Origin of the sequence: Buttiauxella cochleicola, from assembly GCF_021282435.1 — a bacterium.
In the GTDB taxonomy this organism is placed as follows: domain Bacteria; phylum Pseudomonadota; class Gammaproteobacteria; order Enterobacterales; family Enterobacteriaceae; genus Buttiauxella; species Buttiauxella massiliensis.
The window spans coordinates 323,750-337,499 of sequence record NZ_JAJSOT010000004.1; the positions used below are offsets into that span (position 1 = coordinate 323,750).

Annotated in this window: 10 protein-coding genes; 9 read left to right on the forward strand and 1 reads right to left on the reverse strand. The window is 47.9% G+C overall.

Annotated features, from left to right (window positions below):
- The first annotated feature begins 7 nt into the window (after positions 1 to 7).
- Complete coding sequence (gene speB / locus LVQ77_RS12395; RefSeq protein ID WP_120064867.1) at positions 8 to 928, forward strand: agmatinase; 921 nt, start codon at positions 8 to 10, stop codon at positions 926 to 928.
- Between the two features lie 142 nt (positions 929 to 1,070).
- Here speB and loiP read toward each other — a convergent pair whose 3' ends face one another.
- The gene (gene loiP / locus LVQ77_RS12400; RefSeq protein ID WP_232904560.1) at positions 1,071 to 1,829 is read right to left on the reverse strand and encodes a metalloprotease LoiP; all 759 of its coding nucleotides are present in this window, start codon (positions 1,827 to 1,829) and stop codon (positions 1,071 to 1,073) included.
- A 265-nt stretch (positions 1,830 to 2,094) separates the two neighbouring features.
- On the opposite strand from loiP, the gene tkt reads away from it, so the two are divergent.
- The 8 genes from tkt to tdcB all read left to right on the forward strand — a co-directional run bounded on the left by tkt (position 2,095) and on the right by tdcB (position 13,668).
- The gene (gene tkt, locus LVQ77_RS12405; RefSeq protein WP_232864562.1) at positions 2,095 to 4,086 is read left to right on the forward strand and encodes a transketolase; all 1,992 of its coding nucleotides are present in this window, start codon (positions 2,095 to 2,097) and stop codon (positions 4,084 to 4,086) included.
- A gap of 117 nt (positions 4,087 to 4,203) precedes the next feature.
- On the forward strand, positions 4,204 to 5,274 hold the full coding sequence (gene yncE / locus LVQ77_RS12410) for a 7-bladed beta-propeller protein YncE (protein ID WP_232904561.1): 1,071 nt from the start codon (positions 4,204 to 4,206) through the stop codon (positions 5,272 to 5,274).
- A 159-nt stretch (positions 5,275 to 5,433) separates the two neighbouring features.
- Entirely contained in the window at positions 5,434 to 7,380 is a 1,947-nt protein-coding gene (locus LVQ77_RS12415) for a TonB-dependent receptor domain-containing protein (protein ID WP_370645015.1), read from the forward strand.
- Between the two features lie 380 nt (positions 7,381 to 7,760).
- Positions 7,761 to 8,780, forward strand: coding sequence for an erythrose-4-phosphate dehydrogenase (gene epd, locus LVQ77_RS12420; protein WP_232864559.1), 1,020 nt, complete (start codon positions 7,761 to 7,763; stop codon positions 8,778 to 8,780).
- A 48-nt stretch (positions 8,781 to 8,828) separates the two neighbouring features.
- Entirely contained in the window at positions 8,829 to 9,992 is a 1,164-nt protein-coding gene (pgk, locus tag LVQ77_RS12425) for a phosphoglycerate kinase (protein ID WP_154150633.1), read from the forward strand.
- Between the two features lie 101 nt (positions 9,993 to 10,093).
- Complete coding sequence (gene fbaA, locus LVQ77_RS12430; RefSeq protein ID WP_064513655.1) at positions 10,094 to 11,173, forward strand: class II fructose-bisphosphate aldolase; 1,080 nt, start codon at positions 10,094 to 10,096, stop codon at positions 11,171 to 11,173.
- A 465-nt stretch (positions 11,174 to 11,638) separates the two neighbouring features.
- The gene (gene tdcA, locus LVQ77_RS12435) at positions 11,639 to 12,577 is read left to right on the forward strand and encodes a transcriptional regulator TdcA (protein WP_232904563.1); all 939 of its coding nucleotides are present in this window, start codon (positions 11,639 to 11,641) and stop codon (positions 12,575 to 12,577) included.
- Positions 12,578 to 12,678: 101 nt separating this feature from the next.
- Positions 12,679 to 13,668 carry a bifunctional threonine ammonia-lyase/L-serine ammonia-lyase TdcB gene (gene tdcB / locus LVQ77_RS12440; RefSeq protein ID WP_064513651.1) on the forward strand — a complete coding sequence of 330 codons (990 nt, stop codon included), beginning with the start codon at positions 12,679 to 12,681 and terminating at the stop codon, positions 13,666 to 13,668.
- Positions 13,669 to 13,750 lie beyond the last annotated feature (82 nt).

Here is a 13,750-nt window from a genome sequence, read left to right on the forward strand (position 1 = left end):
TCAAACCATGAGCACCTTAGGCCATCAGTACGACAATTCCCTGGTATCCAATGCCTTCGGTTTTTTACGTTTTCCGCTGAACTTTATGCCATACGACAGCGATGCTGATTGGGTTATCACTGGCGTTCCTTTTGATGCGGCAACGTCTGGCCGTGCAGGTGGACGCCATGGCCCTGCGGCAATCCGTCAGGTGTCTACCAACCTGGCATGGGAAGGTAACCGCTTCCCGTGGAATTTCGACGTGCGCGAGCGCTTGAATGTTGTGGACTGTGGCGACCTGGTTTACGCCTTCGGTGATGCGCGTGACATGAGCGAACGTCTGCAAGCTCACGCCGAAAAACTGCTGGCATCTGGCAAACGTATGCTCTCTTTCGGTGGTGACCACTTTGTGACTTTGCCGCTATTGCGTGCCCACGCAAAGCACTTCGGTAAAATGGCGCTGGTACATTTCGATGCGCACACCGATACCTATGCGAATGGTTGCGAGTTCGACCACGGCACCATGTTCTACACCGCACCTAAAGAAGGTTTGATCGACCCGAACCACTCTGTGCAAATTGGTATTCGTACTGAGTTCGATAAAGACAACGGTTTCACCGTGCTGGATGCCGGCCAGGTTAACGACCGCACTGTTGACGACGTGCTGGCTCAGGTTAAGCAGATTGTTGGCGATATGCCGGTTTATCTGACCTTTGATATCGACTGTATCGACCCGGCTTTCGCACCAGGTACTGGTACTCCGGTTATCGGTGGTTTGACGACTGACCGCGCCCTGAAACTGGTCCGTGGTTTGAAAGACCTGAACATTGTGGGTATGGACGTTGTGGAAGTGTCTCCGGCTTACGATCAGTCCGAAATCACCGCACTGGCTGGCGCAACGTTGGCGTTAGAAATGTTGTATATCCAGGCTGCCAAGAAAGGCGAGTAATCAGGCTATTTTACTTGCCATTTTGAACCCGGGCAGTGCTCGCCATCCTCACATACTGAGTGTACGCTCCGGTGGCTGCGCGCGGTCCGGGTTCAAACTGTCTGCGACAATAACGCCTGAAGTGCTTATTAGTTGACTGAAATTACTTCAAACCATCCGCAGTCATACGGTCGCGAATATGTTGCGCACGTTCGGCTGAAGCGGGGTGGTCATCAAGCATTGAGCTTTGGCGGCCTTCTTCCGCTTTTGCTAACTTCTCAAAACTGGTTGCCAGGCCAATTGGGTTGATTCCACGTTTCCTCAACAAATCATACGAGTAGTCATCAGCTTCAGACTCCTGACGCTGGGAGAACTGTGCGTTCACCAGTTTTTCACCCAAATCGCCCAGTTGTGACTGCGATAAACTACCAATCACACCGCCCGCTGATGCTGCTGCTACGCGTGCTGCGTTAGTACCCAACGCAACCTGCATCCCTTTCTTCACATGGCCGAGCGCGACGTGACCCATTTCGTGGCCGATAACTGCTTCGACTTCGTTATCGTTCATCATGTCCATCAGGCCGCTGTATACGCGGATACAGCCGTTAGCCATCGCAAAGGCGTTCACATCTTTGGTGACGTACACCTTGTAGTTCACCGGCATGCCGTTGATGTTGTCGCCCAGGGCTGAGGAAATTTTACTGAGACGTTTAGCATATTCGCTGCTGGCTGGTGCGATGCTGGCTTTGCTGTCGAGCTCCGCACAAGATTTGTCACTCAACTCTTTCACCTGCGCATCACTTAATGTGTACGCCTGAAATGCTTCCGCACCGGAAGCGAGCAGACCGTTAGAGTCCATGTTCTGGCAGCCGCTCAGTAGGGCAGCAACGCTCAGGCTTAATAAAATTGGGCGCAATTTCATGCCAATATCCTTAATTAGTGATAACTGCTCAGAGGTGATTTAGCCACAAACCATTGGCTAGTCGCTTCAGTATAAAGAAGTTAGCCAAACTCGCGCAGCAACTTGCGCAACATGCGAGCAGGTTCCAGAGATTTCTTAACCAGACAAAAGGATGCTCCATGTACATGGCACATCGCTTGCGGTACATTGATGGCAATTTTTTGGGCGTAGCCCATAACGCATAGTAGTCAAGGCCTGACCTTCAACCATCCGATCTGGAGTCAAAATGTCCTCTCGTAAAGAGCTTGCCAATGCTATTCGTGCACTCAGCATGGACGCAGTACAAAAAGCCAAATCCGGTCACCCGGGCGCCCCTATGGGTATGGCCGACATTGCCGAAGTCCTGTGGCGCGATTTCCTGAACCATAACCCGCAGAACCCTGCATGGGCTGACCGTGACCGCTTCGTGCTGTCTAACGGCCACGGCTCAATGCTGATCTATAGCTTGCTGCACCTCACAGGTTATGACCTGCCGATTGAAGAACTGAAAAACTTCCGTCAGCTGCATTCCAAAACTCCGGGTCACCCGGAAGTGGGCTACACCGCTGGTGTTGAAACCACAACTGGCCCGCTGGGTCAGGGTGTTGCGAACGCAGTGGGTATGGCAATTGCTGAACGCACCATGGCAGCACAGTTCAACCGTCCAGGTCACGACATCGTTGACCACTTCACCTACACCTTTATGGGTGATGGCTGCATGATGGAAGGTATCTCCCATGAAGTTTGCTCTCTGGCGGGTACGCTGGGTCTGGGTAAACTGGTTGCCTTCTATGATGACAACGGTATCTCTATCGACGGCCACGTTGAAGGCTGGTTCACCGACGATACCGCAAAACGCTTTGAAGCTTACGGCTGGCATGTAGTGCGCGGCGTTGACGGTCACGATGCAGACGCAATCAAACGCGCTGTTGAAGAAGCTAAAGCGGTTACTGACAAACCTTCATTGCTGATGTGCAAAACCATCATCGGTTTCGGTTCGCCAAACAAAGCCGGTACGCACGATTCCCACGGCGCACCTTTGGGTGACGCGGAAATCGCACTGACCCGCGAAGCGCTGGGCTGGAAACATGCGCCATTCGAAATCCCTTCTGAGATCTATGCTCAGTGGGATGCAAAAGAAGCAGGCCAGGCGAAAGAAGCAGCATGGAACGAGAAGTTCGCCGCATATGCTAAAGCCTTCCCGCAAGAAGCTGCTGAATTTACCCGTCGTATGAAAGGCGACATGCCTGCTGATTTCGCAGCTAAAGCGCAGGAGTTCATCAAGAACCTGCAGGCTAACCCAGCAAAAATCGCTAGCCGTAAAGCATCCCAGAACACCATCGAAGCATTCGGCCACCTGCTGCCTGAATTCCTCGGCGGTTCCGCTGACCTCGCGCCTTCTAACCTGACTATCTGGTCTGGTTCTAAAGCGATTAACGAAGATCTGGCCGGTAACTACATCCATTATGGTGTCCGTGAATTCGGTATGACCGCGATTGCCAACGGTATCGCGCTGCACGGTGGTTTCCTGCCGTACACCTCTACCTTCCTGATGTTTGTTGAATATGCACGCAACGCGGTGCGTATGGCAGCATTGATGAAGCAACGCCAGGTGATGGTCTACACCCATGACTCAATCGGTCTGGGCGAAGATGGCCCAACTCACCAGCCTGTAGAGCAGCTTGCTGCCCTGCGCGTGACGCCAAACATGAGCACATGGCGCCCATGTGACCAGGTTGAATCTGCGGTGGCGTGGAAATACGCTGTAGAACGTCACGACGGCCCGACCGCGCTGATCTTCTCCCGCCAGAACCTGGCACAGCAGGATCGTACTGAACAGCAACTGGCGGATATCGCTCGTGGCGCATACGTTCTGAAAGATTGTGCAGGCACGCCTGAGCTGATTCTGATTGCAACCGGTTCTGAAGTTGAACTGGCTGTTGCAGCCTGGGATCAACTGACTGCTGAAGGCATCAAGGCGCGCGTGGTTTCTATGCCGTCTACCGATGCGTTCGACAAACAGGATCCAGCGTACCGTGAAGCCGTGCTGCCGAAAGCAGTTGCTGCGCGTGTTGCTATCGAAGCCAGCATCGCTGACTACTGGTACAAATACGTTGGCCTGAACGGCGCTGTTGTGGGCATGACCACCTTTGGTGAGTCAGCACCTGCTGAGCTTCTGTTTGAAGAGTTTGGTTTCACCGTTGCAAACGTAGTGAAACAGGCTAAAGCCGTTCTGTAAAACGTCATACATGAAAGGCCAGCAAGATAGATTGCTGGCCTTTTTTTTATCTGTTGTTGATAACGCAATTGAAAATCATTATCATTCACATTCGTAAATAAATGTGAATCTAAGTAAATGAATCGACATACTTTGTACGGATACCAAAAATCGGGCTTCATTGCTTTAACCATCGCACTATTGATGAACTCACTGAGCGCGAGCGCTAAACCACTCCCTGAAAAGGATTTTCTTACCGTCCCTATGGGAAATGGCGTGTATGAGTTGGCATATGACGCCTCTCAAAACGTTCTGTTCGCCGCCTCTGCCCCTTCGTTTGATAAAGATAAAACTGATGGTCTTGTCTATAAACTGAACCCAGAGACGCTGAAGACAACGGGAAAAATCACTACTGAGCGACGCGCATTTGCCACTGTGCTGGATGAAGAAAACCATATTTTGTATATCGGTAACACCCTTGAAGGGTCCGTCACTCTTATCGATACACGCACTGATAAAGAGATTAAAACGGTTCAACTGAGTGATATCAGCAATCCCAAAGAAATCGTTCACACCCGTGAAATGGCGCTCGATAAAAAACACCAGCGCTTATATGTCTCCGGCGTTGCTCAGCAAGGTATTATTTGGGTTATCGACACGCAAAAACAACAGCATATTGCGACCATTGAAAATATGGGTGAATATCCAACCGGGCTGACTGTCGATGAAGATAAAGGGCGAGTTTATGCTGTAAACGGCAGTGGGGAATTTATTACGCTTGATGCCAGCGATAATAAAATTATTTCACGTGTTAAAGTTGACCCCCAGAAAAAACACTTCTTCTTAAATATCGCGCTGGATAATAAAAAAGAGCGTGCATTTATTACCGATCCCGATTTACCGGATGTGTTGGTGGTTTCACTAAAAGACGGGAAAATCATTGATCGTATTAAGGTGATTAACTCTCTGGCAGTGATGTACAACAGTGGCCGCAACGAAGTTTATATCACTCACCGTAATGCACAGCTGATAAGCGTTGTCGACGGCGACACTTACAAAGTAAAAGCTAGCATTACGACGTCGGCCTTGCCTAATAGCCTTGCGCTTTCAGCAGATGGACACACTCTTTACGCCAGCGTGAAGCAGGGTGAAAAAGAGATAGGCAAAAAACCGGATTACATTATTAAAGTCAATCTCGACAAAATCTAATCCACTTTTAATTAAAAGAACAATAAAACCCTGTGGTGAAAATTCACAGGGCCGGCAGGCTTTTTTTTCAATATCTCAGGTAATTAAAAAATGGGAAATAATAAGCGATTGGTGTTGGCACGAACAGTGACAGGAATAGCGGTGCTGGCTGGAGGCTCAATGCTTACAGTGTTAGCCGAGGGAAATAACGCTTCTCTTAACGAAAATGAAGATCAAATGGTGGTGACGGCATCGGGTTTTTCGCAACAGAAAAAAGATGCCCCAGCCACCATTTCCGTTATTGACCGAAAACAGCTCGATGAAAAACCAAACAGGAATGTTGCCGAAGCTATTCAGGATTTACCAGGCGTTAATATCGGTAGTGGTTCGAGTGATATGGCGACCGGCAGTATTATGATGCGAGGTATGGACTCAAGCTATACCGCGTTTATGGTCAACAGCGTCAAACAAAATACCGGTGAGTCGCGCCCTTATGGGCAAGATATTGGTGCTGAGGTTAATTTCCTGCCACCGATGGAAGCTATCGAACGAATTGAAGTGATTCGTGGGCCCATGTCATCGTTGTATGGCTCCGATGCGATCGGTGGTGTGGTTAACGTTATCACCAAAAAACCTTACGGCGTGCAGGACTGGACCGGAGCATTGGCGGCCAATACTTTCCTTCAGGAAGACAGTTCATTCGGTAATACCAACCAGATGAATTTGTTCGCAATGGGGCCTATTGTGCCCGACGTGCTGGGTATTAGCGTCGCCGCCGACTGGCTTAATCGTCGCGACGACGAGCGCAATAATTACTTCAGCAAGAACGATCGTAAATCAATTGATATGACAGTAGGCCTTGCGGCCAATGAAACAAACTTATTTGACCTCAATGTTGTCTCCGGCGAGCAAAAGAAAAACCGCGATAATGCACCGTGGATGTGGAAGTTTGATCGTGATGCGGTGACGCTAAGCCATAGTGGTTGGTACGCTGAAGACACTATCGCGACAAAAAACTACATCAACTACGAGAAAGGGCGCTCAAAATACAGCCTGGATGGCGATGCTCCACAGTACATTGAGACCGAAAACTACGTTGCCAACAGCCAGACGACTTTCACATTCGATAATCACAAACTCACCGTTGGGGCTAACTTCACGCGTGAAGAACTTAACGACCAGTTCGCTGTTTCCAGTAAAGAAGCGCCTGGCGTTGAACCGGTGACCAAAATCAGTCGCAATGGTTGGGCGCTGTTCGCTGAAGATGGTTGGCAAATTGGCGACTTTACGCTGACCACATCCGCACGTATGGATCGCGACAACTATTTCGGTACACACATCACGCCAAAACTTTATGGCAACTGGGCGATTACGGATGCCTGGGCTCTGAAAGGCGGTGTATCCGCAGGTTATAAAAAACCTGAGCTGCGCGAAACCTCCGCTGATTTTGTTACGCCACGTGGCTCATTACCGCCGTACCCGTATTTGACCGTAGGTAACGATGACCTGAAACCAGAGAAAAGCGTCAACTCCGAACTCGGCCTGTACTGGGCAGGAGAGAGGCTGGCGTTAGACGGCACGGTTTTCTATACCCAATTCAAAGATAAAATCTCCGAAGAGACGATTTGCGAAACGACGGCGACTAACCAGTGCCAGATGAACGGCTATAAAGCAGACTCCATCAGCAAATACTTTAACGTCGGCAAAGCCGATGTCTATGGTGTGGAGCTTAATGCGGACTGGCAGATGACTGAAACGGTAAAAGCTAACGCAAACTACACCTATAACCACAGCGAGCAGAAAACAGGCGTAAATAAAGGCTACGCGTTGAATGACTACCCGAGCCATATGGCAAACGTGTCGCTGACCTGGTCGGCTACCGAAGCGTTGGATTTGTGGAGCAAAGCGAATTATCGCAGTAGCAACCGCGATACTGGCGATCATATTGACTACGAAGCCTGGACGATGGTTGATCTCGGCGCGCGTTATCAGTTGAACAAGCACACGCAGTTGATGGCAGGGATTTACAACCTGTTTGATGCCGATCCACAACGCATCACCCAATGGGGTGATTACGGGCTGGTCGAAGGGCGTCGCTATAACTTGGGTGCTCGAATCGAATTTTAATTGAGTGCATATATTCAGTGCATAAAGGACAAACGCTGCTCGGTGGTGGCGTTTGTCCTTCATCTTTTAATCCGATCATGCTGTAAAGCCTGTGAGTATGAGTGGTCGCTTGTTTACGCTGGTTACTATTCGTCCTTAGCCTTTAATTCGTTGCAGTTATTCCATCGAAAATGTGACCTGCGTCAGAAGATTAGTTGCCTGTCCTGGGGTAACGTTCCATTTATTCCCTGTTTCGCTTACCATAGCTGAAGCGTTTCAGTCGACTAAATGTTCGACAATTAAGCAAACAAATGCAGTTTCAATAGTGCGAGGATTCCCCTCAGACGATTGCTGGATTACTCTGTCAGCCACTTAGTCTCAGGGATTCTGGCAGGAGAGATATGACCGTACGCATAGCAATTAATGGCTTCGGTCGCATTGGGCGCAACGTGGTACGTGCTTTGTACGAATCCGGTCGCCGTGCGGAAATTACCGTCGTAGCAATCAATGAACTGGCTGATGCTGCGGGTATGGCGCATCTGTTGAAGTATGACACCAGCCATGGCCGCTTCGCCTGGGACGTCCGTCAGGAGCGCGACCAGTTATGGGTAGGCGACGACGCCATCCGTATTTTGCACGAACCGGAAATTGCTAATTTGCCGTGGCGTGAACTGGGCGTTGATGTGGTGCTCGATTGTACCGGTGTGTTTGGCTCCCGTGCAGACGGTGAAGCTCATCTGGCAGTCGGTGCCAAAAAAGTCCTCTTCTCTCATCCAGGCGGTAACGATCTCGACGCCACCGTTGTTTACGGTGTGAATCATGAAAGTGTGGTTGCTGAGCATCGCATTGTTTCAAATGCCTCTTGCACCACAAACTGCATCATTCCAATAATCAAACTGCTTGATGATGCTTACGGTATTGAGTGGGGCACAGTCACCACCATTCATTCGGCCATGCATGATCAACAGGTTATCGACGCCTATCACCCGGACTTGCGCCGCACCCGTGCTGCCAGCCAGTCTATTATTCCCGTAGATACGCGTCTTGCTGCTGGTATCGCACGTATTTTCCCGAAATTTAACGATCGTTTTGAAGCAATTGCGGTGCGAGTTCCTACCATCAACGTCACGGCGATAGATTTAAGCGTGACGGTGAAAAATGCAGTTAAAGCCAATGAAGTCAACAAGTTGCTGCAAAAAGCAGCACGAGATTCATTTCATGGTATAGTTGACTATACGGAATTACCGTTGGTCTCGACTGATTTTAACCACGATCCGCATAGTGCCATTATTGATGGCACACAAACCCGGGTCAGTGGGCAACATCTGATTAAAACTCTAGTCTGGTGTGATAATGAATGGGGCTTTGCTAACCGAATGCTCGACACGACGTTAGTCATGGCCGCAAGTGGTTTCAGGTAGAGCGCATATGCGTTCGCAAAACTTTAAGAATCAACGAGAGGATTCACCATGTCTGTAATTAAGATGACCGATCTGGATCTGGCTGGTAAGCGCGTTCTGATCCGTGCAGATTTGAACGTACCAGTTAAAGAAGGGAAAGTGACATCTGACGCACGTATCCGTGCATCACTGCCAACTATCGAACTGGCCCTGAAGCAAGGCGCCAAAGTGATGGTAACTTCTCACCTGGGTCGTCCGACTGAAGGCGAGTACAACGAAGAATTCTCTCTGCTGCCGGTTGTTAACTACCTGAAAGACAAACTGTCTTCCCCGGTTCGTTTGGCTAAAGATTACCTCGACGGCGTTGAAGTTGCTGAAGGTGAGCTGGTTGTTCTGGAAAACGTTCGCTTCAACAAAGGCGAAAAGAAAGACGACGAAACTCTGTCTAAAAAATACGCTGCACTGTGTGACGTATTCGTAATGGACGCTTTCGGTACTGCTCACCGTGCACAGGCTTCTACTCACGGCGTTGGCAAATTTGCAGACATCGCTTGTGCAGGCCCGCTGCTGGCTGAAGAGCTGAGCGCACTGGGTAAAGCACTGAAAGAACCAGCTCGTCCAATGGTTGCTATCGTTGGCGGTTCTAAAGTTTCTACCAAACTGACTGTTCTTGATTCCCTGTCCAAAATCGCTGACCAGCTGATTGTTGGTGGTGGCATCGCGAACACCTTCGTTGCTGCTCAAGGCCACAACGTAGGTAAATCTCTGTACGAAGCAGACCTGGTTGACGAAGCTAAACGCCTGCTGACTATCTGTGATATCCCAGTTCCTGCTGACGTTCGCGTTGCAACTGAGTTCTCTGAGACTGCTACTGCAACTCTGAAATCTGTAAACGACGTCAAATCTGACGAGCAGATCCTGGATATCGGTGATGCATCTGCGCAACAACTGGCTGAAATCCTGAAGAATGCAAAAACCATTCTGTGGAACGGCCCGGTTGGCGTGTTCGAATTCCCGAACTTCCGTAAAGGTACTGAAATCGTTGCTAATGCAATTGCAGACAGCGAAGCATTCTCTATCGCAGGCGGCGGTGACACTCTGGCAGCAATCGACCTGTTCGGTATTGCTGACAAGATCTCCTACATCTCCACTGGTGGTGGCGCATTCCTCGAATTCGTGGAAGGCAAAGTCCTGCCAGCAGTAGCGATGCTCGAAGAGCGCGCTAAGAAGTAATGATTCCGGGCAGGGTTAACCTGCCCGTTGATTTTATGCCGCTGTAAAGTATGCGGCGGCACAAACGTTTTTTCTAAATGCGACGATACAGGACGACAAACATGTCTAAGATTTTTGATTTCGTAAAACCAGGTGTTATCACCGGTGATGACGTACAGAAAGTTTTCCAGGTAGCAAAAGAGAACAACTTTGCTCTGCCAGCAGTTAACTGCGTAGGCACCGACTCTATCAACGCCGTTCTGGAAACTGCTGCGAAAGTTAAAGCTCCAGTTATCGTTCAGTTCTCTAACGGTGGTGCTGCATTCATCGCTGGTAAAGGCGTGAAAACTGACGTTCCTCAGGGCGCTGCAATCCTGGGTGCTATCTCTGGCGCACATCACGTACACCAGATGGCTGAACATTACGGCGTGCCAGTAATCCTGCACACTGACCACTGCGCTAAGAAATTGCTGCCGTGGATCGATGGCCTGTTAGACGCGGGTGAAAAACACTTCGCAGCAACTGGCAAACCACTGTTCTCTTCTCACATGATCGACCTGTCTGAAGAGTCTCTGGAAGAAAACATCGCGATCAGCTCTAAATACCTGGAGCGTATGTCTAAAATGGGCATGACTCTGGAAATTGAACTGGGTTGCACCGGCGGCGAAGAAGATGGCGTAGATAACAGCCATATGGACGCTTCTGCTCTGTACACTCAGCCAGAAGACGTTGATTACGCTTATACCGAACTGAGCAAAATCAGCCCACGTTTCACCATCGCTGCTTCTTTCGGCAACGTGCACGGTGTTTACAAACCAGGTAACGTGGTTCTGACCCCGACTATCCTGCGCGATTCTCAGGATTATGTTTCTAAGAAACACAACCTGCCGCACAACTCCCTGAACTTCGTATTCCACGGCGGTTCCGGTTCTACTGCTCAAGAAATCAAAGATTCCGTGAGCTACGGTGTTATCAAAATGAACATCGATACCGACACCCAGTGGGCAACTTGGGAAGGTATCCTGAGCTACTACAAAGCTAACGAAGCGTATCTGCAAGGTCAGTTGGGCAACCCGAAAGGCGAAGACCAGCCGAACAAGAAATACTACGATCCGCGCGTATGGCTGCGTTCTGCACAGACTTCTATGATCACCCGTCTGGAGCAAGCTTTCAAAGAACTGAACGCAGTAGACGTTCTGTAATTTGAAGCGCTAAACGCTTGAATCTGGCCCGCCTTGTGCGGGCTTTTTTGTACCCTAAAGAAAATTTTATTTTCAGCCTTAGCTTAAATAACCAGCATTTTGATTTGAAATAAACTGATAATAGAAACACTATTTTCTGATGCGAGATCTTTCTGAGCGTTATTTATTTCAGCAACTTTATGAGATTATTTTAGTTTTATTATAAGTAACTATAAAAGTGGGAGTTATTTGTACAGATACGATTTTATTATCACCATAACTTTATTTTATTACTCCAGCTAAGGTTGACCTTAGTCATGTAAAAGGCAAATGGTGAATATTCAATATATTGATTTTAAAGGATTAAATTTGTTTGTTTGCTTTGCGTACGATTAACGCTCTGGTAATTGTGAGTCACTGCACACTACAACTCATACATAATTCGATATGATCTGCTGCATGGAACGTTAATAGGCGCAGATTCACATGGACAATAATACCTTACCCAAGACACAACACCTGCTTGTTTTTCAGGAAGTGGTGAGGAGTGGATCATTTGGTTCTGCGGCCAAGCAATTGAGCCTGACCCAACCTGCCGTCAGTAAAATTATAAGTGAGATGGAAAGCTATTTCGGCCTTGAGCTTATTATTAGAAAAAATACCGGCGTTAAATTAACTGAAGCAGGGAAAGTATTGCTGACTCACGCAGAAACCATCACCCGTGAATTACGTAATATGTGTAGTGAAATGAATCGTATGGTAGGCAATAGCGTTGTGGATGTGTCGTTTGGCTACCCGTCGCTTATCGGTTTTACTTTTTTGCCTGGCATGATGAAAGAGTTTAAACAGCTTTTCCCACAGGCACAGGTTTCAATGTTCGAAGCCCAGCTTTCCTCTTTCTTGCCCGCTATCCGTGATGGTCGCCTGGACTTTGCGATTGGCACATTGAGCGACGAAATGCTGCTTCAAGATTTGCACATTGAACCCTTGTTCGAGTCAGAATTTGTTTTGGTTGCCGACCGAACGCGGGTAGTGAAAGGGACAACCACGCTTAGCGCATTAAGCCATGAGCAATGGGTTTTGCCACAAACGGAAATGGGATATTACAGCGAGCTTTTGACAACACTGAAAAAGAACAATATTAAAAGCGAGAACATCGTAAAAACGGACTCAGTAGTCACAATTTATAATCTGGTACTCAATGCTGGTTTCCTCACTGTTATTCCACGCGATATGATTTCTCCATTTGGGTCAAATCAATTTATTAAAATTCCGGTTGAAGATAAATTACCTGTCGCACGTTATGCAGCCGTTTGGTCTAAGAATTATCGAATTAATAGATCTGCTGCCACATTAGTTGAGCTTGCCAAAAAACATTCATTGCGTAGCCAGTTTCAATTTAATAAATTAACTGAAGTTGCTTAGCCTAATTCAATTAATTGATAAACATATAACTCATTCAAGGTGATTGATCTAATAATCCGTCACCTCCTGTATTGTTTTAGCTTTTTAATGTTGAGGTCAACATGCATATCGACTATGAACTTCCTGTTACTATTATTGATGTTCTTGAAGCGAAGAAAAGACTCGCTGGATATATATATAAAACAGGAATGCCCCGTTCTAATTATCTCAGCGAATGCTGCAAGGGCGAGATATTTTTGAAATTTGAAAATATGCAGCGTACAGGTTCATTTAAAATACGTGGTGCTTTTAATAAACTTAGCTCCTTAACTGAAGAAGAGAGAAAAAAAGGGGTAGTGGCTTGCTCTGCTGGCAACCACGCGCAAGGGGTTTCACTTTCCTGCGCTATTCTGGGAATCAATGGCAAGGTGGTGATGCCTAACGGTGCACCGAAATCTAAAGTGGCAGCAACTACCGATTACTCAGCACAGGTAGTGATGCATGGTGATAACTTCAACGACACCATCGCTAAGGTTAGCGAGATTGTTGAGATGGAAGGGCGTATCTTCATACCGCCGTACGATGATGAACATGTTATTGCCGGGCAAGGCACCATCGGCCTCGAGATTCTTGAAGATTTATATGATGTAGATAACGTTATCGTGCCGATTGGCGGTGGTGGATTAATCGCAGGTATTGCGTTGGCGATTAAATCAATCAACCCGACAATTAATATTATCGGTGTGCAGGCTGAAAATGTGCATGGTATGGCCGCATCGTTTTATAAAGGTGAGCTGATGGCACACCGTACTTCAGGGACATTAGCCGATGGTTGTGATGTTTCCCGTCCTGGTAGAATAACTTATGAAATCGTGAAGAAATTAGTTACCGATATTGTATTGGTCAGTGAAGATGAAATTCGTAACAGTATGGTGGCGCTAATCCAACGCAATAAAGTTGTTACTGAAGGCGCTGGCGCACTGGCCACTGCAGCTTTATTGAGTGGCAAGTTGGATCATTATATTAAAGGCCGTAAAACAGTAAGCATTATCTCCGGCGGAAATATCGATCTCTCGCGTGTTTCGCAAATCACAGGATCAGCAGATATTTGATATAGCCAACTAATTCGGGTTGCACTCAGGATAATAAATGTGTAACCCGAAATATAACGGATATTGAATTATTAAAGGAACT

What these genes read in the sequence shown, in the direction of transcription:
- speB (WP_120064867.1), top strand. Translation starts at nt 8, where the DNA reads ATGAGCACCTTAGGCCATCAGTACGACAATTCCCTGGTATCCAATGCC.
- loiP (WP_232904560.1), bottom strand. Translation starts at nt 1,829, where the DNA reads ATGAAATTGCGCCCAATTTTATTAAGCCTGAGCGTTGCTGCCCTACTG.
- tkt (WP_232864562.1), top strand. Translation starts at nt 2,095, where the DNA reads ATGTCCTCTCGTAAAGAGCTTGCCAATGCTATTCGTGCACTCAGCATG.
- yncE (WP_232904561.1), top strand. Translation starts at nt 4,204, where the DNA reads ATGAATCGACATACTTTGTACGGATACCAAAAATCGGGCTTCATTGCT.
- LVQ77_RS12415 (WP_370645015.1), top strand. Translation starts at nt 5,434, where the DNA reads ATGCTTACAGTGTTAGCCGAGGGAAATAACGCTTCTCTTAACGAAAAT.
- epd (WP_232864559.1), top strand. Translation starts at nt 7,761, where the DNA reads ATGACCGTACGCATAGCAATTAATGGCTTCGGTCGCATTGGGCGCAAC.
- pgk (WP_154150633.1), top strand. Translation starts at nt 8,829, where the DNA reads ATGTCTGTAATTAAGATGACCGATCTGGATCTGGCTGGTAAGCGCGTT.
- fbaA (WP_064513655.1), top strand. Translation starts at nt 10,094, where the DNA reads ATGTCTAAGATTTTTGATTTCGTAAAACCAGGTGTTATCACCGGTGAT.
- tdcA (WP_232904563.1), top strand. Translation starts at nt 11,639, where the DNA reads ATGGACAATAATACCTTACCCAAGACACAACACCTGCTTGTTTTTCAG.
- tdcB (WP_064513651.1), top strand. Translation starts at nt 12,679, where the DNA reads ATGCATATCGACTATGAACTTCCTGTTACTATTATTGATGTTCTTGAA.